The organism is Rhodococcus sp. USK13, from assembly GCF_018343855.1.
GTDB classification, from domain to species: Bacteria; Actinomycetota; Actinomycetes; order Mycobacteriales; family Mycobacteriaceae; genus Rhodococcus_F; species Rhodococcus_F oxybenzonivorans.
In genome coordinates, this window is sequence record NZ_CP069242.1 from 211,525 (window position 1) to 231,861 (window position 20,337).

The 20,337-nt window shown below is 64.8% G+C and carries 21 protein-coding genes; 18 read left to right on the forward strand and 3 right to left on the reverse strand.

The genetic code is table 11. From position 1 onward, the window contains the following. Positions 1–55 precede the first annotated feature (55 nt). The 3 genes from rfbA to JQT59_RS03795 all read left to right on the forward strand — a co-directional run bounded on the left by rfbA (position 56) and on the right by JQT59_RS03795 (position 2,138). Positions 56–931 (forward strand): glucose-1-phosphate thymidylyltransferase RfbA, encoded by an 876-nt coding sequence (gene rfbA / locus JQT59_RS03785; RefSeq protein WP_159918836.1) that lies wholly within the window; start codon positions 56–58, stop codon positions 929–931. A gap of 1 nt (position 932) precedes the next feature. After that, complete coding sequence (locus tag JQT59_RS03790) at positions 933–1,523, forward strand: dTDP-4-dehydrorhamnose 3,5-epimerase family protein (RefSeq protein WP_213574663.1); 591 nt, start codon at positions 933–935, stop codon at positions 1,521–1,523. 105 nt (positions 1,524–1,628) lie between these two features. Continuing rightward, the gene (locus JQT59_RS03795) at positions 1,629–2,138 is read left to right on the forward strand and encodes an SRPBCC family protein (protein ID WP_159918833.1); all 510 of its coding nucleotides are present in this window, start codon (positions 1,629–1,631) and stop codon (positions 2,136–2,138) included. 24 nt (positions 2,139–2,162) lie between these two features. Here JQT59_RS03795 and JQT59_RS03800 read toward each other — a convergent pair whose 3' ends face one another. The 3 genes from JQT59_RS03800 to JQT59_RS03810 all read right to left on the reverse strand — a co-directional run bounded on the left by JQT59_RS03800 (position 2,163) and on the right by JQT59_RS03810 (position 4,691). Continuing rightward, positions 2,163–2,447 (reverse strand): PLDc N-terminal domain-containing protein, encoded by a 285-nt coding sequence (locus JQT59_RS03800; RefSeq protein WP_213574665.1) that lies wholly within the window; start codon positions 2,445–2,447, stop codon positions 2,163–2,165. A gap of 85 nt (positions 2,448–2,532) precedes the next feature. Next, entirely contained in the window at positions 2,533–3,774 is a 1,242-nt protein-coding gene (locus JQT59_RS03805; RefSeq protein ID WP_213574667.1) for a reverse transcriptase family protein, read from the reverse strand. 257 nt (positions 3,775–4,031) lie between these two features. Beyond that, positions 4,032–4,691 (reverse strand): TetR/AcrR family transcriptional regulator, encoded by a 660-nt coding sequence (locus JQT59_RS03810; protein ID WP_213574669.1) that lies wholly within the window; start codon positions 4,689–4,691, stop codon positions 4,032–4,034. Between the two features lie 144 nt (positions 4,692–4,835). Between JQT59_RS03810 and JQT59_RS03815 the strand changes: the two genes are divergently transcribed. The 15 genes from JQT59_RS03815 to JQT59_RS03885 all read left to right on the forward strand — a co-directional run bounded on the left by JQT59_RS03815 (position 4,836) and on the right by JQT59_RS03885 (position 20,334). Then, positions 4,836–6,374 (forward strand): flavin-containing monooxygenase, encoded by a 1,539-nt coding sequence (locus JQT59_RS03815; RefSeq protein ID WP_213574671.1) that lies wholly within the window; start codon positions 4,836–4,838, stop codon positions 6,372–6,374. Further along, positions 6,371–7,285: a metal-dependent hydrolase gene (locus JQT59_RS03820; protein WP_213574673.1), complete on the forward strand. Its 915-nt coding sequence runs from the start codon at positions 6,371–6,373 to the stop codon at positions 7,283–7,285. The genes JQT59_RS03815 and JQT59_RS03820 overlap by 4 nt, the downstream gene beginning before the upstream one ends. A 21-nt stretch (positions 7,286–7,306) precedes the next feature. Further along, positions 7,307–8,401 (forward strand): PDR/VanB family oxidoreductase, encoded by a 1,095-nt coding sequence (locus tag JQT59_RS03825; RefSeq protein ID WP_213577404.1) that lies wholly within the window; start codon positions 7,307–7,309, stop codon positions 8,399–8,401. Continuing rightward, positions 8,398–8,910: an SRPBCC family protein gene (locus JQT59_RS03830; RefSeq protein ID WP_213574675.1), complete on the forward strand. Its 513-nt coding sequence runs from the start codon at positions 8,398–8,400 to the stop codon at positions 8,908–8,910. Before JQT59_RS03825 ends, JQT59_RS03830 begins: the two co-directional genes overlap by 4 nt. Further along, positions 8,907–10,391, forward strand: coding sequence for an aldehyde dehydrogenase family protein (locus JQT59_RS03835; protein ID WP_213574677.1), 1,485 nt, complete (start codon positions 8,907–8,909; stop codon positions 10,389–10,391). Before JQT59_RS03830 ends, JQT59_RS03835 begins: the two co-directional genes overlap by 4 nt. Before the next feature lie 2 nt (positions 10,392–10,393). Next, a complete protein-coding gene (locus tag JQT59_RS03840; protein WP_213574679.1) occupies positions 10,394–11,353 on the forward strand; it encodes an SDR family oxidoreductase in 960 nt (319 codons plus the stop codon). Beyond that, on the forward strand, positions 11,350–13,197 hold the full coding sequence (gene fadD11, locus JQT59_RS03845) for a fatty acid--CoA ligase FadD11 (RefSeq protein WP_213574681.1): 1,848 nt from the start codon (positions 11,350–11,352) through the stop codon (positions 13,195–13,197). Before JQT59_RS03840 ends, fadD11 begins: the two co-directional genes overlap by 4 nt. Before the next feature lie 34 nt (positions 13,198–13,231). Beyond that, the gene (locus JQT59_RS03850; RefSeq protein ID WP_213574683.1) at positions 13,232–14,401 is read left to right on the forward strand and encodes an acyl-CoA dehydrogenase family protein; all 1,170 of its coding nucleotides are present in this window, start codon (positions 13,232–13,234) and stop codon (positions 14,399–14,401) included. Between the two features lie 9 nt (positions 14,402–14,410). Further along, positions 14,411–14,791 (forward strand): helix-turn-helix domain-containing protein, encoded by a 381-nt coding sequence (locus JQT59_RS03855; RefSeq protein ID WP_213574685.1) that lies wholly within the window; start codon positions 14,411–14,413, stop codon positions 14,789–14,791. Positions 14,792–15,064: 273 nt separating this feature from the next. After that, the gene (locus tag JQT59_RS03860) at positions 15,065–15,544 is read left to right on the forward strand and encodes a MaoC family dehydratase (RefSeq protein ID WP_213574687.1); all 480 of its coding nucleotides are present in this window, start codon (positions 15,065–15,067) and stop codon (positions 15,542–15,544) included. Next, the gene (locus JQT59_RS03865; protein WP_213574689.1) at positions 15,541–17,232 is read left to right on the forward strand and encodes a PHA/PHB synthase family protein; all 1,692 of its coding nucleotides are present in this window, start codon (positions 15,541–15,543) and stop codon (positions 17,230–17,232) included. The genes JQT59_RS03860 and JQT59_RS03865 overlap by 4 nt, the downstream gene beginning before the upstream one ends. A gap of 82 nt (positions 17,233–17,314) precedes the next feature. After that, positions 17,315–17,620, forward strand: a complete 306-nt coding sequence (locus JQT59_RS03870) for a hypothetical protein (RefSeq protein WP_109326075.1) — start codon at positions 17,315–17,317, stop codon at positions 17,618–17,620. A 90-nt stretch (positions 17,621–17,710) separates the two neighbouring features. Continuing rightward, the gene (locus JQT59_RS03875) at positions 17,711–18,895 is read left to right on the forward strand and encodes an alpha/beta fold hydrolase (RefSeq protein WP_213574691.1); all 1,185 of its coding nucleotides are present in this window, start codon (positions 17,711–17,713) and stop codon (positions 18,893–18,895) included. Positions 18,896–18,993: 98 nt separating this feature from the next. Further along, the gene (locus tag JQT59_RS03880) at positions 18,994–19,803 is read left to right on the forward strand and encodes an enoyl-CoA hydratase (protein ID WP_213574693.1); all 810 of its coding nucleotides are present in this window, start codon (positions 18,994–18,996) and stop codon (positions 19,801–19,803) included. Between the two features lie 123 nt (positions 19,804–19,926). Then, positions 19,927–20,334, forward strand: a complete 408-nt coding sequence (locus tag JQT59_RS03885) for a pyridoxamine 5'-phosphate oxidase family protein (protein ID WP_213574695.1) — start codon at positions 19,927–19,929, stop codon at positions 20,332–20,334. Positions 20,335–20,337: the final 3 nt, after the last annotated feature.

The window sequence follows — 20,337 nt, forward strand, 5'->3', positions numbered from 1 at the left end:
AGGGTAGCGGCGGCGCCGAGTTTTCATCCGCGGCGAACACTGGAACACTGCGCACATGCGCGGAATCATTCTGGCCGGTGGCACGGGGTCGCGGCTGCATCCCATCACTCTCGGGGTGAGTAAGCAGCTGGTACCTGTCTACGACAAGCCGATGATCTACTACCCGCTCTCCACCCTGATGCTGGCCAACATCCGGGACATCCTGATCATCACCACCCCTCACGACGAAGAGCAGTTCCGCAGGCTTCTGGGCGACGGCTCCCAGTTCGGCGTCAACCTCTCATACCTTGTTCAGAAGGAGCCGAACGGCCTCGCCCAAGCCTTCGTCCTCGGTGCCGATCACATCGGTGACCAACCGGTCTCCCTGATTCTCGGGGACAATATCTTCTATGGACCCGGTCTCGGTTCCCGTTTGAACCGGTTCGAGAACATCGACGGCGGGGCAGTGTTCGCCTATTGGGTCTCCGACCCCAGTTCGTACGGTGTGGTGGAGTTCGACGAGCGCGGCAGTGCAACTTCCATCGAGGAGAAACCGGCCACACCGAAGTCGAACTACTCGATTCCCGGGCTGTACTTCTACGACAACGACGTCGTCGCCATCGCGCGAGGCCTCACCCCGTCGGATCGCGGCGAGTACGAGATCACCGACGTCAACCAGGCGTACCTGCAGGCCGGGCGGCTACAGGTGGAGGTACTGCCCCGCGGAACCGCCTGGCTCGACACCGGCACCGTCGACTCCCTCCTCGAGGCATCGAACTTCGTCCGCACGCTCGAGCACCGGCAAGGACTGAAAATCGGCGTTCCCGAGGAGGTCGCCTGGCGGCGCGGATTCATCACCGACACCGAATTGGCCGAGCGCGCAGCTACTCTCGGCAAGTCGGGCTACGGCGACTACCTCCTCGAAATCCTCGAACGCGGCAAGGACTGGTGACGTGGAATATCGGGAGCTGACGATCCCCGGGGCGTGGGAGATCACGCCACGACAGTTCGGTGACGACCGCGGCGTGTTCCTGGAGTGGTTCAAGGGCTCCGAGTTCGAGGCGGCTGTCGGGCACCGACTCGACCTCGCGCAGGCCAACTGCTCGGTGTCCGCCGCCGGCGTGCTGCGCGGCATCCACTTCACCGACACCCCACCGGGTCAGGCGAAATACGTTACCTGCGTCACAGGTGCATTCCTCGACGTCATCGTCGACGTGCGCGTGGGCTCCCCCACCTTCGGGCAGTGGGATTCCGTGGTGATCGACGATGTGGACCGTCGCGCCGTGTATCTCCCCGCGGGTCTGGGCCACGCAATTCTGTCGCTCGAGGACGCATCCACGGTGATGTACTTGTGCTCCCTCGAGTACACCCCCGAACTCGACCACGACGTTCATCCCTTCGACCCCGAACTCGCCATCGACTGGCCCGCCTTAGGACGTGACGGCTCGCCGCTGAACTTCCAGCTGTCCGGCAAGGACTCGGCCGCGCCGACGCTGACGCAGGCAGCCGAGGCCGGGGTCTTGCCGGTCTATGTGAGCTCCTGAGGGCGGGTCCGCAGCCGGATCGGCACTGGTTTACCCTCCCGAGATAGGGGCCAGAACGGCAACCGTGCGCAGCGCGGCACCGACCAGGGGTGAGAAGATGCCTGGATGACCAGCGACACGAACGAGACCGCCCCGGTACGCGAACGACTGGAAGTTCAGCGGGCGATCGCGGCGAAGCCGGCGGACATCTTCAGCGTGCTGTGCGACCCGAACGGGCACGTGGCCATCGACAGTTCCGGCATGTTGATGTCCGCCGAGGGCGAACCCGTGACCGCGGCAGGTGACAGCTTCGTCGTCCACATGGACCGTGATGCGCTGAACGACGTGGATCTCGGTCTGTACGACGTGACCGTGACGATCGAGACCTTCGTTCCCGACCGCGAGATTTCGTGGAAGGTCCTCGGCCGGATTCGCCCGCAGATCGGCCACGTATACGGCTACCGTCTCGAGCCGATCGAGGAGGGCACGATGGTCACCTCGTTCTACGACTGGTCGTCCATCGACCCCGTCTGGCGGGACGCCGGAATCTTCCCGGTGATTTCCGAGACTGCTCTGCGCGCCACTTTGGGGATCCTCGCCCGCACCGTCGCACCCGGGTTGCCCCGGCCGCTGTAGCCGGAGTTCCGGTGGGTGGCGAGGTTACTCCTGCGGACGCCGCCGGCTCTCTCGGCGTTGCTCCTCGGCACGTTCACGGCATCGGCGGACGAACTCCGCCTCCTCCGGGTCTTCGGGCAGGCGCTCACCGGGGTACTTCTCGGGCCGCCCCGCCACCAGCCAGAGGACCGAGCCGACGATCGGCAAGAGCAACACCACCACCAGCCAGCCGTCTTTCGACAGATTCCGGACCTCGTTTTCGTCGGTGGTGATCGCATCGGCGAAACAGAGGACCCAGAGGATGAATCCGAACAGCGCGACGTACAGCATCAGCGTTCTCCTCGCCGGCACGCCCGAACACATGGTGCGCCTCCCTCCATCGAACAACCGCCGCGTTGTCGCCGCAAGGGTGGGATCACCCCGTCCACTCGATCCGGTCGGCGAGGGCGAGCAGCGCACGCTTGCGGTTGGGGTTCGATTCCCCGATCCAGGCGATGCGCCCGTAGACGTACTCACGAAAGTGCGGGCGTCCGGCCCGGTTCTGCAGATCCGGGCCGGTGCGCAGGGAGTTGAAGAGCAGCGCACGCAGTTGGTCGTACTCCGTGCGGGCGGCCTGCGCGTGTGAGTTGATCACGAGTCCCGCCAGGTGCTGCCGTCGGTGCGCTCGCATGATCCGCGTCTTGCGCGGATGTACCGAGAATCCTTCGTCCGCCGCGATCCGGCCGACGGCGGAGATCAGGCGGTCCGCCGCGAGGTCGGCGCCGGAGAACGCGAGATCGTCGGCGTACCGCGTGTATTCGGCTCGCGAGGACCGCGCCAGTCCGGTCAGCCGTCGATCGAACCGATACGCGACGAGATTCGCGAGGGCCGGTGACGTCGGCGCCCCCTGCGGCAGGTGTGACCCCCGTAATCGGCTCGCCGTGTCGAACGGCAGCCTCGCGAGAACGTCCGGTGGAGTGGAGGTTGTGCAGAGTCCCGTCAGCACACGCGACACCCGTGGCGGATATCCGAGCGAGTCGAAAACCGCCCGCACCCGAGCCTGGGAAATCGACGGAAAGAACGCGCGCAGATCGATCCGCACCACCACATCTCGACCCGCATGCGGGGCCGCGAAGGTGTGAACGCTGCGCCCGGGCACGAAGCCGTGCGCGGCGACATGCGGAGGTACTCGATCGAGCAGGCCCCGCAGGATTCGGCGCTGCACCTCGCGGAGCCGTTCCTTGGGTGCTTCCAGTAATCGGTGATCCGACCGGATTCGGTAGCGGTAGTGCTGCAGGGTAGGCGCCTTGTGCCGCAGCCACTCACCCGGATCGGCGAACCAGTCCAATTCCGCCGGGGTGAGACCGACCGCCTGCGCCACCGCGACCGTGTGGGTCCACTTCGGAACGTCGAACCTCCACTCGTGGTCAGGTTGCTCTACCACCGGAGCCGGCTCGTCGATGTGCGGCAGTTCCGACAGCAACCGGTACACGCTGTCGACCCCCTCCACCGGAGGAGTGGGCAGCAGGTCGAACAATCGTGTTGCGATCCGGTCGGCGTCCGGGGTGCCGATCTCCTCGAACCGCTGGGCGATCGCGGCTCGCGTCCAGGAACCCGACGTCGCCACCGCTGCGAGGCGACGCGCCACAGCCGGGGACAGGGCGCGACGCCCTGTCATGCGTGCGACGGTGAGAGGCGACCGATACCTGTCGTCTGCGGCGCGCCGAAGCACGCGGAGCGTGCGTTCGTGCGTCGGACGGTGCCTCCGGTGAACAATGCCGAGCCAGGGGTTACCCCTGACGTGGTCGCAGCCGGCGTACCGGCTGCCCCACTCTCACCTCTGCACCGCCGCACCCCGTGAGGATGCCATACCGTTCAGGCGCTTTCCTGACGTTTCCGGCGCGGACGCGATAGTTGCCTACCTCGAGTCCTGAATTACGGGCGTCCTGCCGGTGTGCTGTCGACGCCGACCTGCGCCTCGATCACCAGCGAGACGTGCTCGACTATGCGCCGCTTGGAAATACGCGAACTTCCGGTGAGCCAGTGCTGATACAGAAATGCGAGAGCACCGAAGATGGCGATCGAGTTGAGGGCGATCGTGGTGGAGTCGTGTTCGGTGCCCCCGGACAACGTTTCCAGTGACGCCGCGATCGGCGCGGTGAACTCCTTCACCAGTTGCTCGCCGCGCTGCGCGAGCTCCGGAACGCTCTGGGACTCGACGAACATGATCCGTCCCCGACGCCGATCGGTGGCCACGTAATCGGTGAACGACCGCACGACGTGCCTGATGAGATCCCGGGGTTCCGACGGGGACGTGTGTAATGCGGCGATCAAGGTGTCCCGGGCACCGAGGACTACCCGATCCAGGACTGCGACCAGCAGTTCGTCTCTGTTCTTGAAGCTCTCGTAGAAGTACCTCTCGGTGAGACCTGCGCGGCGGCAGGTGGCGCGCATCGTCGTCGCGGCAGCACCCTCCGTGCCCATGATGTCCAGACCTGCCTCGATCAGCTGCTCGTGACGTGCGGCTCGGCGATCCTCGGGCTCACGGCCCCGCCATTTCCGGGGCGCGCCGCGAGCGGTCTCGGTCTCGGTCATGCCTCCATCGTCTCATTACCGCGCACCCGGGACCTTCCGGCGGGATCGCTCGAACAGAATGTTGACATCAGCTGCTGTTGACATTGGTTGATGTCACTTCTACTGTCAAGTCACACGGCGGCATCGACGAGGAGGACGCCCCACATGGTCAGCTCTGCACAATCGATTTCCAGCCCGGTCGACGACGACGCTCGCGCGAAGGTGCACGTACTCGTCATCGGCGCAGGCTTCGGTGGCCTGGGAACGGCGATGAAGCTGAAACAAGCCGGTATCGACGATTTCGTCGTGCTCGAGCGAGCGAGCGAGATCGGTGGAACTTGGCAGGTCAACACCTACCCGGGCGCACAGTGCGACATCCCGTCGATCCTGTACTCGTTCTCGTTCGCGCCGAATCCGAACTGGACGAGGCTCTACCCGTTGCAGCCCGAGATCCACGACTACCTGCGTGCCTGCGCCGAGGACTTCGGAATAGTGCCGCACCTGCGCCTGAACCACGAGGTACGTGAGGCGACCTGGGACGATGCTGCACAGGTCTGGCACGTGACGACGAATCACGGCCGCTGGGAGGCCCGCATTCTGGTGGGGGCCATGGGACCCTTCAGTGAACCGGCGGTCCCGGACCTGCCTGGACTCGACAGCTTCGACGGCGCCGTGTTCCACTCGGCAGCCTGGGATCACGAGCACGATCTGGCCGGCGAGAGAGTTGCCGTCGTCGGAACGGGCGCGTCGGCAGTGCAGATCGTCCCCCGTATTCAGCCGATCGCCCGGTCGATGACGGTGTTCCAGCGGACTCCGACCTGGATACTCCCGCATCCCGACCAGCCGATGACCGGTTGGCCGCGAAGACTTTTCGAACGTATACCGCTCTCCCAGCGACTGGCACGAACTGGACTCGATCTGGTGCAGGAGGCGATGGTTCCGGGGTTCGTGTACCGGCCCGCACTGCTGAAAGGTCTGGCTGCGCTCGGTCGCGCGCACTTGAATCGTCAGGTCCAAGACCCGGAACTGCGACGCGCACTCACTCCTACGTATGCCTTCGGGTGCAAACGCCCGACGTTCTCCAACGCCTACTACCCGGCACTGGCACAATCGAACGTCGACGTGGTCACCGCGGGAATACGGGAAGTGCGACCGGGCGGAATCGTGACCGCCGACGGCACGCTGCACGAACTCGACACGATCGTGATGGGCACCGGCTTCAGGCTGACCGACAACCCGGCCTTCGACGTGGTCCGCGGGCGGGACGGCCGCACGTTGGCCGAGGCCTGGAACGGCAATGCCCGGGCATATCTCGGCACGACGATCAGCGGCTTCCCCAACTTCTTCATGCTCCTCGGCCCCAATTCCGTCACATACACCTCGCAGGTAGTGACGATCGAGGCCCAGGTGGAGTACATCCTGAGCGCTCTCCGGCAGATGGACTCGCAGGGCGTGACGAGCATCGACATCCGCCCCGAGGTGCAGCAGGCGTTCGTCGACGACGTGGACAGGCGTTTGCAGAAGTCGGTGTGGAACGTCGGCGGCTGTACCAGCTACTACCTGAGCGGTGCGGGCCGCAACTTCACCTTCTATCCGGGCTTCAACCACAGCTTCCGGGCGCGCACCCGGCGGGCCGACCTCGCCCAGTACGTCACCCGAAGAGCAGGAACCCCATCACACACGACCGTGAGGACAGCAGGATGATGACTTTTCCCCGAATCGGGCGGAAACCGGTGGTCGACCCCGCGGGCGCGCGCCGCTACACGGACGAGTCTCACGCGATCACCGCCCGGGACGTCGAGTTCACCTGGGAGGGAGTGCCTCTGCACTACGTTCCCGGCGAGCCGATGGCCACGCACGTCATCAACTTCATGCACCTGGTCCTTCCCGAAGGTGAGCGGGCGATGTCCGCGACCCTTGCCGAGGCACTGCCGCTGATCAAGGACGAACGACTCCACGAGGAAGTGGTGGGTTTCATCGGCCAGGAGGCTACCCACGCCACCTCGCACAAGGGCGCGCGCGAGCATCTCGCGGAACTCGGCATGGACATCGGACCGATGGCGCGCAAAATGGACTGGCTCGTCGATCGAATCCTGGGTGACCGCGGTTTGTCCGGCCGAGCGAAGCGGGCATGGTTGTGCGAGCGACTGGGCCTGTTCGCCGCGATGGAGCACTACACCGCCGTCGTCGGTGAGTGGTTGCTGACCGACCCCGCGCTCGAGAGGGCCGGGATGCACCCGGTGATGCTGGACATGGTCCGGTGGCACGGAGCAGAAGAGGTCGAGCATCGCAATGTCGCCTTCGACGCCTTCATGTACGTGGACGGCAGTTACGCCCGGCGGGTGCGCACCGCCCTGATTGCCAGTTTCACCCTGATCCTGCTCTTCCTGACCTCGATGAACTATCTGTTCCGCGCCGACCCGTCGACGGACAAGGGCCGTTTCTGGCCGTTACAGCTGATCAGCGCGATCAGACGCGGATTGGTACCCAACCTCACCTTCCTGGTGACGGAGATACCGCCGTACCTGCGCCCCAGCTTCCACCCGTCGCAGATCGGCGACATGGACGTCGCGATGCGCTACCTCGCGCAGTCCCCTGCTGCCAACCGCTCCTAGCGAGAAAGACCACTCACCATGATGACCACCTCGGAACGGGTATCGGGGCCGGACTCCCCCGCACGCGAGTTCGAGCCCACCCGCGCACTTCGGTTGGCGGCTCGGGCAACCGTCGCCTACCGGACCGTGTTCGCGGCCAGTCGCGCCGCCTCGTGGCTGTCGCGTCCGAAGCCGGTGCGCAACACAGGGTTCGACATGAGTCTCGTGATCGATCAGGTGAGAGCCGAAGCGGAGGGTGTCGTCGGCGTGACCTTGGTGTCGCCGGAAGGACATGCGTTGCCGTCCTGGATTCCGGGCGCGCACCTCGACCTCTTCCTACCGTCTGGCCGGCAGCGTCAGTACTCCTTGTGCGGTGACCCCGACGATCTGTCGTCGTACCGCATCGCCGTCCGCCGCATCGACGGCGGACTGGGCGGTTCGGCGGAGGTCCACGATTCGCTCGAGGCCGGGGATGTCGTCACCGTACGCGGCCCGCGCAACGCCTTTCCGTTGGTCGCTGCGGACTCGTACCTGTTCGTCGCGGGCGGAATCGGCATCACGCCCATCCTGCCGATGGTGAAGAAGTGCCACGCGCGCGGACGCCCGTGGCGGCTTGTATATCTGGGCCGCTCGCGCGACACCATGCCCTTTCTCGACGAACTCGCGCGGTATGCCGGTTGTGTGGAGGTCCGGCCTGACGACGAGAACGGTCCACCCGATATCACCGAGATTCTCACCACCGCAGCCCCTGGCGCAGCCGTCTACCTGTGTGGACCACCGCCGCTGACGAGCACCGCACGCCGCGTGATGCGGCAACTCAATCCCACCGGTTCCCTTCACACCGAACGGTTTTCGGCCCTGCCAGTGGTCGGTGGGCAGAAGTTCGACGTGCACCTCGCCCAGCGGGGAACGACTGTGTCCGTGGGCGCCGACGAAACCGCGCTGGCCGCGATCCGCCGGGAAGTACCGGGTGTCGCCTACTCGTGTCAGCAGGGCTTCTGCGGTACCTGTCGAGTGCGGGTTCTGGCCGGAGATGTCGAGCACCGCGACCGCACGCTGACGGACGCCGAGCGACAGGACTCGATGCTGATCTGCCTGTCACGCTCGGCCGGTGGACCTCTGGTGATCGACCTGTGACGCGCTGGTACCCACTCGCCGCCGCCGACGACGAGTTCCTGCAGACCGCCAGATTCCGCATCGTGCACGTCGTCTACCTGTCGACGGACCCTGCGCACGTGTGGAGTGTCCTCACTGCCCACGACGCACTGGTGTCCTGGTCGCCGCTGATCACGGCGAGCGACTGGACCTCGCATCGGCCCTTCGGTATCGGCACCACCAGAACCGTGACGCTCGGACACGGGGCCGCCGCCTTGAAAGAACGCTTCTACCGCTGGGAGGAGGGCAAACGCATCACGTTCACCGCCGAAAGCGCGTCCAGGCCCGGATTCCGGCGGTTCGCCGAAGACATCAGCCTCGACGCGCACCCCGACGGCACCCGGCTCACTTGGACGTTCGCGATGGACGCCGCACCCGGGCTCACGCCCTTCCTCGCGCTGTCCCTGCCACTGCTGCGCCGAGTGACGCGCGGATGGGCGCGCGGCCTCGCCCACAAGGCACTCGACCACCCGAAGGGCGCGACCCGATGACCACTACCACGCCCGCACCTGCCACATTCGAGGTGACCAGTCCCGCCACGGGACAGGTGGTAGGCGTTCACCCCCTCGGCTCGACCCGCGACGTCGAGGACGCCGTAGCCCGTGCGCGTGGCGCCGCCGACTGGTGGGCATCACTGGGATTCGCTGAACGGGCCCGCAGGCTCGATGCCTGGCGTGGCATCATCGCCCGGCGGGCAACAGAACTCGCAGACCTCGTCCACCGGGAGATGGGGAAGCCACCCGCAGACGCGATGCTCGAGATCGCGATGGCGCTGGAACACCTCGCGTGGGCGGCGAAGAATTCCGGCAAGGTACTGGGGCGTCGCTCGGTACGCACCAGCGCGCTCACCGTCAACCAATCGGCCAGCGTCGAATACCTTCCCCTCGGGGTGGTCGGTGTGATCGGGCCGTGGAACTACCCCGTCTTCACTCCACTGGGATCGTTGTCGTTCGCCCTCGCAGCCGGAAACACGGTGGTGTACAAGCCCAGCGAGTACACCCCGGGCGTAGGCGTGTGGCTGATCGAGGCTTTCACCGAAGCGGTACCGGAACATCCAGTGCTGCAGGTCGTTACCGGAGACGGCTCGACCGGCGCCGCGCTGTGCCGGTCCGGGGTGAACAAGATCGGATTCACCGGATCCACTGCGACCGGCAAGAAAGTGATGGCCGCGTGCGCCGAATCCCTCACCCCCGTCCTGATGGAATGCGGCGGCAAGGACGCCCTGATCGTCAACGCCGACGCAGACCTCGATTCCGCCGCTGACGCCGCTGTGTGGGGCGGGCTGTCCAATGCCGGGCAAACCTGCCTCGGGGTCGAGCGGGTATACGTGCACGACAGGGTATTCGACGAGTTCATCGATCGGGTCGTCACCCTCGCCTCCCCCATTCGTGCCGGTTCCGACACGGATGCGCACATCGGCCCGATTACGATGCCCTCGCAGGTCGACGTGATCCGCCGCCACATCGACGATGCGCTCGACAAGGGCGGGCGGGCGGTTCTCGGCGGACCCGACGCCGTCGAGGGGCGGTTCGTGCAACCCACCGTTCTCGTGGACGTGCCGGAAAACAGCATCGCGGTCACCGAGGAAACCTTCGGCCCCACCTTGATCGTGTCGAGGGTTCGAAACATGGACGAGGCTGTGGAACGGGCCAACGCAAGCCGATACGGCTTGGGTGTCAGCGTTTTCTCCCGGAAGCACGGCGAAGACATCGCACGGCGAATTCGCACCGGCGCCGTCTCCGTCAATTCCTACGTTCTCTACGCGGCCGTTCCCAGTCTGCCCCTGGGCGGTGTCGATGATTCCGGATTCGGTCGGGTCCACGGCGCAGACGGCCTGAGGGAATTCACTTTCCCACGGGCGATGACCAGACAGCGATTCCCGTCCGTACTGCCGCTCACGACATTTCGGCGGACACGCCTGGTGGACTCTCTCGTCCGCGTCCTCATCACCGTGCTCCACGGAAGGAACTGACGATGGCGATCTTCGAGAAACGAAGGGCATACGCTCGCACGTTGCGCGACCTGGGCCTGCCGTTACCCGGAAAAGGGGCTGAGTACGACGTCGCCGGCAAGGTCGTCCTGATCACCGGCGGGGGCGACGGCATCGGACTGGCCTCGGCGCGCGCGCTGCACGCCCGCGGCGCAACCGTCGCAGTGATCGATAACAATCCGGCGGCCCACACCGCCGCCGACTGCGCACTGGGACAGGAACGGGTCCTGACTCTCATGGCCGACGTCCGCGACCGGGCAGGCATGAACGCAGCCGTGCAGGACGTGATCGAACAGACCGGGCGGCTCGACGTCGTCGTCGCGAACGCCGGGGTGACACCGCCACCGGGCACTCTCCGCCGAATCGACCCCGCCGCTTTCGACCGGGTCATCGACATCAACCTCACCGGAGTGTTCAACACCATTCGTCCGGCCGTCGACGAAGTGATCGAACGACGTGGTCACATCGTCGTGGTGTCGTCCGCGGCCGCGTTCGCGCCCGGCCTCGGCGGTGCGTCGTACATGATCAGCAAGGCTGCCGTCGAGCAACTCGGCCGGGCTCTGCGCCTCGAACTCGCAGGTTACGGTGCCTCCGCCGGTGTCGCCTACTTCGGCATGGTCGACACCCAACTGGCACGCGCAACCCTGGACGACGACGAGCTCGGCCGAAAACTCGACGCCCGCCTGCCGCGGCCGTTGCGCCGCCGCATCAGCGCCGAGGACGCCGCGACCGTCATCGCCGACGCCATCGCCCGACGTGCCGGACGCACCCTGGCACCCGCGGCCTGGCAACCGTGGGCGCTCGGACGCGGACTCGTGAATGTCCTCGCCGACGGTTACCTCGTCGCCGACCGCGACTGCCACGAACTCATCCGTGAACTCGACGCCCGACCCGCCACCTCCACCACTCCCGGATCACCCACCGCCAGCAGGAAGATGCCATGACCCCGACTCGAGCTCCGATCACCCTGTGCGAGGCCTTCCAACGCGTCGCAGCAATCGCCCCCGACTCGGTCGCACTCCGGACCGTGGGCGGCAACGAAGTACTCACCTGGCGGGACTATGCCCAGCAAGTACGGGACGTCGCGGCCGGGTTCGCCGGGCTCGGCGTCGGGCGCGGGGACACCGTGGCACTCATGATGGGAAACCGCCTCGACTTCTACCCGGTGGACGTGGGTGCCCAACACGTCGGTGCCACCTCGTTCTCGATCTACAACACCTCACCGCCGGACGCCATCGCCCATGTCCTCCGCAATGCGGGAGCGAAGGTGGTCGTGTGCGAAGCGCAGTACGTCGAACGGATCAGAGAATCCGGCGTGCAGCCCTCGCGGATCGTCGTCGTCGATGTCGACTCGGGGAGCGCACCCGCCGGAACCCTCTCGCTGGACGAGATGAAAACTCTTCATCCCGCAGACTTCGACTTCGACTCCGCCTGGCGAGCCGTGCAACCGGACGACGTTGCCACGCTCATCTACACCTCGGGGACGACCGGAAATCCCAAGGGCGTCGAATCGACCCACGCCGCATTACTGTTCGAGGCCAGCGCAGTGCGCGAGATCCTGCCGATCGAATTCGGCGACCGGATCACCTCGTTCATGCCATCCGCGCACATCGCCGACCGGATGACCTGTCTCTACTTCCAGATGGTCTTCGGCACCGAAATCACCGTTGTCGAGGACATCTCACAGATCGCCGCCGCCCTCCCCGATTGCCGGCCGACCATCTGGGGTGCAGTCCCACGCGTCTGGGAAAAGCTCCAGGTCGCAGTGGAGCGGGCGGTAGCCGGCGAGCCGGACGAAACCCGGCGCCAGGGATTGCAATGGGGCCTCGAGGTGGGCGCCCGCCGGTTTGCGATGCTGCGGGCCGGCCAACCCGTACCCGAGGAACTCGAGGCCGAATTCGTTTCTGCAGAATCGCGAGTGCTGGCGCCTCTGCGGGCGAAACTCGGATTCGACGCCCTCCGGTGGGCCGTATCGGGCGCGGCCCCCATCCCCGCTGACACCCTGGCATTCTTCGGCTCGCTCGGTCTGAACATCTCGGAAATCTGGGGCATGTCGGAACTGACGTGCATCGCGAGCGCCGCCGCGGCGGACCCCACCAGACTGGGGACGGTCGGCAGAATCATCCCCGGCATGGAGATGCGGATCGCCGACGACGGCGAACTCCTCGTCCGAGGCCCGCTGGTCATGAAGGGCTACCGGGGTGAGCCGGGGAAAACAGCGGAGGCAGTCGACGCGGACGGCTGGCTGTCAACGGGAGATGTGGTGACCGTCGACGACGACGGGTATCTCACGATCATCGACCGGAAGAAGGAGTTGATCATCAACTCTTCGGGCAAGAACATGTCACCGGCCGGGATCGAGAATGCAATCAAGGCCCAATCCTCGCTCATCGGAAACGTGTCCACCATCGGTGACGCGCGGCCGTACAATACCGCACTGATCACGTTGGACCCCGACGGCGCAGCCGGATACGCGGCACAGCTTCACGTGGAGGCGGATGCCGCGACTCTGGCAGCACACCCCGCCGTCATTGCCGTGGTTGCCGACGCGGTCGCGGCAGGAAACAGCCGCCTCTCACGCGTAGAGCAGATCAAGAAGTTCATTGTCCTGCCCTCGTTCTGGGAGCCCGGCAGTGACGAATTGACCCTCACCATGAAGCTGCGACGCACGCCCATCGCCGCAAAATACGCGCCCGAGATCGAAAAACTCTATGCCCAGCCCGTGCCTGAGGGCGTCCAGACAGCCGCGCTGCACCGGGCGGACGCCGAGCCCGCAGTCGCAGGCTGAGGGCACAACTCTCCACCGATGTCGAAAGAAGACGATGACCATCTCTCCTGCTTCCACACTGACGAACTCCGCCTGGATCGACGACGACCTCGGCGCCGTAGCCGAACTCGCACGCAACTTCTTCGCGAAGGAGGTGACTCCGCACCAATCCCGCTTCGCACAACAAGGCTTTCCCGACCGGGAGGTCTACCGCACTCTTGGTGACCTGGGCCTGTCAGGCATGTCGATTCCCGCCGAATACGGGGGTGGCGGCGGCACTTTCGCGCATGACGCTGTTCTGTTCCATGAACAGGTCATGGCCGGTGACCATTCGCTTCAGCTGGGCGTGCATTCGGGAATAGTCCCGCACTACCTGAACGCCTACGGGACCGAAGACCAGAAGTCACGGTGGTTGCCCCGCCTCACGAGTGGCGAATGGGTGGGTGCGATCGCCATGACCGAACCCGGAACCGGATCGGACCTCCAGAGCATCACGACCAAAGCGGTGCGGGACGGCGACGACTACCTCCTCACCGGTACCAAAACCTTCATCTCGAACGGCTACAACTGTGATCTGGTCATCGTCGCCGCCAAGACCGACACCGCACTCGGCGCGAAAGGAGTGTCGCTGATCGTCGCCGAAGTCGACAACAGCACTCCGGGTTTTACGCGGGGACGAATCTTCGACAAGGTGGGACAGAAAGGGCAGGACACCACCGAACTGTTCTTCGACGGCGTCCGAGTGCCCGCCGAGAATCTCCTCGGTCCGGCGGAGGGTGCCGGCTTCGTCCAACTGATGCAGCAGCTTCCCCAGGAACGATTGATCTGCGGTGTTGCCGCAGTCGCTGCGATCGAACGAGCTGTCGCCCTCACCGTGGAGTACGCGAAGTCCCGGACGATGTTCGGCAAGACCCTGTTCGACCTGCAGAACACCCGCTTCGAACTGGCCGAATGCGCCACCATCGCCCGGGTGGCGCGCACCTTCCTCGACGACTGCATCGGCAAGCATCTCCGCGGTGAGCTCGACGTCGCCACGGCCGCAATGGCCAAATACTGGCTCACCGACCAGCAGTGCTCCGTGATCGACCGCTGCGTACAGCTTTTCGGCGGATACGGCTACATCCTCGAATACCCCATCGCCCAGATGTACGCGGACGCCCGGATCCAGCGCATCTACGCCGGATCCAACGAGGTCATGAAGGAACTCATCTCTCGCACGCTCTAGAATGCACTCATGGATCGAGAAGCTCCGCGCGGACTGACGCTCGGTGAGTTGATCAGGCGCCAGCGAGAGATGGCCGAACTCCCGATGCGTCAGTTGGCTGCGATGGTGGGAATCTCGAACCCGTACCTTTCACAAATCGAGCGGAATCTCCGGGAGCCGAGCGACCGCGTTCTGCAGGCCATCGCCGATCAGCTTCATCTGTCCGCTGACATGCTGGTGTCGGAGGCGTCGCGAGCGCAGAAGGACACCGCTTCCGCAGTGATAACGGCGCTCCGGGAGGACCCGGACCTCACCAATGCGCAACGGAAGGCGATAGAGGAAATGTACGAGGCCTTCCGGCAGCTCACCATCGCGAAACGGAAGCGTCCGAGCACCGGACCACAAGACTGACTGCGTCACGCACATCACCGACCACCCGCAGTTGTGTTGCATGTCACATGCACTGGTAAACATAGGTGTGACGACGAGTCCCCGCAGATAGAGAGGCCGTATGGACCGGCTCGTGCAGCCGTGGTAGTACGCCGACGCAAGTGACTGTGCAGTATACCCCTCGGTAATATGCAGTTCAAACATTCCTGTGTAAACGTGTGAGCAGGCGCCACCGGCGCCGTCCCACTCTTCGCCTCTGCGGGATCCGCAGCAAGATCACCTCACAGGAATACCGTGCAGACAGAACACACCACCGCGCGCGCCGTCGCACTCGAAGACCTCCCCACCCTCGTCGGTACCGACCTCGGCACGTCGAGTGCCGTACAGATCACTCAGCAACAGATCAACTTGTTCGCCGATGCGACGAATGATCACCAATGGATCCACACCGATCCCGAGCGCGCGAAAGAAGGTCCGCTCGGGACGACGATTGCGCACGGATTCCTCACATTGTCGTTGGCACCCAGTTTATTCTGGCAACTGATCGATGTCGTCGACAGCGAGCAGGTGATCAATTGCGGTATTGGCAATGCACGGTTCACGGCGCCCGTTCCCGTCGGTTCTCACCTGCGTCTGACCGCTGAGGTCACCACCGTCAAAGCCTGTAGAGGCGGCTATCAGGTGACGTCGGCACTGACCATGTCCGTCGACGGCTCCGAACGTCCGGCGTGCGTGGCGGATATGACGATTCGTTTTTTGGGGAGCAACGTGTGATCGACAGCCTGCACAAGAAGATCGCCTCGCGGATCGACCCCATCGGCTGGGGCCCTGCGGTGGCGTCCGTCGCCGGCCGCGCAGCAAAGAATCCTCAGGCCGTCGTCGCCGCATCGACGAACTACGCCACCCACCTCGCCCACATTCCGGCGGCTGCTGTCCGAGTGTTCAACGACGTCGACCCCCAACCTCCCGTACCGGTCGACCCGAGCGACAAGAGGTTCGCCGACGCGGCGTGGCGCGAAAATCCCGCGTTCTTCTCTCTGCACCAAAGCTATCTCGCGACTCGTGAACTCGCGGAAGACCTCACAGAGGCGGGCGCGGGAGACGAATTACAGGACGCCAAGGCACGGCAAATCGTGAACTTGATGCTCGACGCCCTGTCGCCCACCAACTTCCCGCTCACCAATCCGGGCGTACTGACGCGCGCGTTCGACACCGGCGGGGCGAGCCTCGTTCGCGGTGCCCTTTTCGCCGCCGAGGACATCATCAAGCGGAAGGGGCAGCCGGTCAAAGTCGATCGGGCCGCCTTCAGTCTCGGTGACAACCTTGCAGCCACGCCGGGCAAAGTCGTTTTTCGCAACGACTTGATCGAAGTGATCCAGTACCAACCGCAGACCCCCTCCGTGCATGCGGTCCCGATCCTTGTCTCCCCACCGTGGATCAACAAGTACTACATACTCGATCTCGCGCCGAAACGCAGCCTCATCGAGTGGGCGGTCGCTCACGGGCGCACGGTCTTTGCGATTTCCTACTGCAATCCCGACCGGTCCATGATGGACATCACGATGGACGACTACTACCTTCGCGGGTTCGCTGCCGCCATGGACGTCGTCGAAGAGGTCACCGGTTCGGGAAAGATCGACATCCTCTCCATCTGCCTCGGTGGCGCTATGGCCGCGATGGGAGCAGCCCGTCTCGCTGCAACCGGGGACGACCGGATCAACTCACTGACGATGCTGAACACACTGCTCGATTACAGCGAGGTCGGCGAGCTGAGGCTTCTGGTCGATCCAGACACCCTCGACCGGGTCGAGATGCGTATGCGGCGGCAGGGCTTTCTGTCCGGCGAAGAGATGAGTGGCACCTTCGACCTGATCAAGGCCAAAGAGTTGATCTTCAGCTACTGGGTCTCGCGCTGGATGAAGGGCGAAAAGCCGGCCGCATTCGACATCCTCGCGTGGAACGAGGACAAGACCAGGATGCCCGCCACGATGCACGCCCAGTACCTGCGATCCCTCTACGGCCGAAACGAATTATCCTCTGGGGAATACGTATTGGACGGTCAGCAGCTGGATCTGACGAAGGTCACGTGCGATGCCTACATCGTCGGCGCCGTCAACGACCACATCGTGCCGTGGACCTCGTCGTATAAGAGTGTGCATCTACTCGGCGGAGAAGTGCGTTTCGTCCTCACCAACGGGGGCCACATCGCCGGTGCGGTCAATCCACCGAACAACCGATGCTTCTTCCATGCCGTCGGCGCACCCGATTCAGGCGAACGCCGGACCATGCCCGCGAATCCGGCGGACTGGCAGATTTTGTCCGAGAAGCATTCCGGCTCGTGGTGGGAGGACTGGACACAGTGGTCAGCTTCTCGCGCCGGCGACATGGTGGCACCGCCGGCAATGGGCAGCGCCAAGCATCCCGTTCTGGCCGATGCCCCCGGGACATACGTCTCCCAGTAATCAGGCGACATGTCCGTTAGCAATCAGATTGCTAACCTGCTAATGTGCTTACTGACGTTACCCCCACCCAAGGAGTAAGAACGTGACCACAGCCAAGACAGTCACCGACGCCACCACCGCAGCGGCTGCCGGCCTCAGCAAGGCACTCGACGAATCGACCGAGCGGATCTCATCCCTCAACGAGAAAGTGGTCGACGCCGCGAAGCAGAGCGGAAACCTCTCGCTCGACACCTACGAGAAGGCCCTCGGCAGTGTCCTCGAGTTCCAGGAGAAGATCGGCACCAGCAGCAACGTCGAGTGGATCAGTAGCCTCACGAAGGCACAGGTGTCCCTCGTCAACGGGATCAGCACGGCGTTCACCGACGCCGCACGCTCCGTGCTGAAATAACGTGAAAGCTGCGATGGCCGGGATGACACATCCCGGCCATCGTCGTCTGCCAGTGAGAGCGCGCACATGCACCCGACAGGAGCCAGCTGCATGACGACAGCAGGGAATAGGCACTGGAGAGACCTCGCCCTTTTCCCGCTCGAGGTGGGGGCGGCGGCAGTCGAGGGATGGTCGGGGTACTTGACAGGACTCTGTCGCCGAAGGGCGAATCCGTTCGACATAGCTGACGACGTTCTTTCGTTCTGGATGGCGGTGAGCTCGCGCGAATGCCCGAAGTGGGCGCATCACAGTGACGTTGCTCGTCGGGGTCGACTGGCCGATTGCCGGAATTACTCCGCCGACGGACCCACCAACCAGATCCCGACCTTGGTGATCCCACCACACTCGGGTCGCGCCTCCTCGATCGTGGACTATGCGGACGGACGGAGTCTGATGTACACGCTCCGCGAGGCCGGAATCGACAACCTCTACTGCCTCGACTGGCACGGCCGCACTCCCGACAACACCAACGCGTCGATCGACGACTACCTCGACTTACTCACCGAGACAACCGAGTTCCTCGGCGGCAGGATCAACCTGGTCGGCTTCAGCCAGGGTGGATGGCTTGCCACGATCTTCGCGGCTCTTCATCCCGCCGCGGCCCACTCACTCGTCACCGCAGGTGCGCCGATCGATTTCCACGCCGGACGCCCGCACGTCGTCGAGGTGATGGGCAGCTGGTTGCGTGATCCGAGCGCCGCATGGTTACGAACGTGCGCCGTGGCAATCGCCGGATTGCAGTATCGACTCGGCGAAGCGGCCGGCGTCCCCCTGGGGAGACCTGCTGCGGAGTTCGAACACGCTATGACGCTGCTTGCGCACATTGATGAACCGGAGTCCGTGGAACGCTATATCGAGCGTAGACGGTGGTTCGCATGGTCGCAGCAGTTACCGGACCGATTCCGCGACTGGATGATCGAGGAGCTGTTCGTGACGAATCGGCTGATCTCGAACGAGCTCCGCGTGAAAGAGGGAATCGTTACGCTCGAGTCGATTTCGTGTCCCGTCTTCTTGATAGCGGGCTCCGATGACGAGTTCACACCACCCGAGCAGGTGTGGGCGCTGGAACGCCACATCTCCACCCCACCGGAGCACATCACGCGGCGTCTCGTGAACGGTGGGCATCTGAGCTTGATCATCGACCCCGCCGTTCTCGAGGAAGTGTGGCGGCCGGTGATGCGCTCGGTGGCGGCGCTGTCAGCGACATCGGAGGGCGACCACTCACCGTCACCATGAACGCGTATCGGGAAAAGTGGCAGCAGAGCCCCAACAACTGAAACGTGTTCTAGTATGGAGTGCGACCGGACGCCGGTATCGCCCGCCTAGGAGACGCTGTGAGCTTCGTTCTCGTCGACCATCCACGGCCGGGCGTCGCCCTGGTGACGCTCAATCGCCCGGAACGCATGAATGCGATGGCGTTCGACGTCATGGTGCCGTTTCGGGAAACGCTGGAACGGATCAGCCACGACAACGCGATACGAGCGGTCGTGGTCACCGGCGCCGGGAAGGGATTCTCTTCCGGCGCCGACCAGACGTCCGCGGGCAGCCCGCCGCACATCGACGGCCTGACCCGGCCGACCGTCGCCCTGCGCGCGATGGAGATGCTGGACAACGTCGTACTTGCGCTTCGCCGCATGCATCAGCCGGTGATCAGCGCAGTCAACGGTGCCGCCATCGGCGGTGGGCTGTGCCTCGCGCTCGCGTCCGACGTCCGGATCGCCTCGGATACCGCCTATTTCCGGGCCGCCGGGATCAACAACGGGCTCACCGCCAGCGAGTTGGGACTCAGCTACCTACTTCCTCGCGCGATCGGCTCGTCCCGTGCCTTCGAGATCATGCTGTCAGGCCGGGACGTCCACGCCGAGGAAGCCGAGCGGATCGGCTTGGTGTCGCGGTGTGTGCCTGCCGACGACCTACTGGGCGCGTGTTTCGACCTGGCCGAGCGGATGGCGACGTTCTCCCGGCCGGGCCTGGAGCTGACCAAGCGCACCCTGTGGTCGGGACTCGACGCGGCATCGCTGGAGTCCCACATCCACCAGGAAGGTCTCGGGCAACTCCTCGTGCGGCTGCTCACCGACAACTTCGAGGAAGCCACCGCCGCCCGCAAGGAGGACCGCACTCCCCGCTTCCGCGACACCCGCTAGGCGCGGGACATCCGCGGCGCTGCGCTGGTGGGGGCGAACTTCCGTTCCCGGTCCGCGAGTGAGCGCGGGGTAGTCGGGGTATCTTTCGCACTGGAACGTGAGCGCACCCGACGAGAGGTCACCATGCCGAAGCCTCCCCTCCCGCAGGAAGCCGCCGAGATGTTCGCGCGGCCCAATTACGCCACCATCACCGCCGTCCGACCGGACGGGCAGCCCGTGTCGGTGGCCACCTGGTACCTCTACGAGGACGGGAAAGTGCTGGTCAACATGGATTCCGGTCGCAAGCGGCTCGACTATCTGCGCCACGATCCGCGGGTGAGCCTCACTGCGATGGACCCACAGGACTGGATCACCCACGTCAGCGTCCAGGGCCGGGTGGTCAAGCTGGTCGACGACGAGAGTCTCGTCGACATCGACCGCATCGCCCGGCACTGCACCGGCAACCCGTATCCGGTCCGGAACCGGGCCCGGGTGAGCGCGTGGATCGACATCGACACCTGGCACGGTTGGGGATCTCTGAAACAGTCGTGAGCC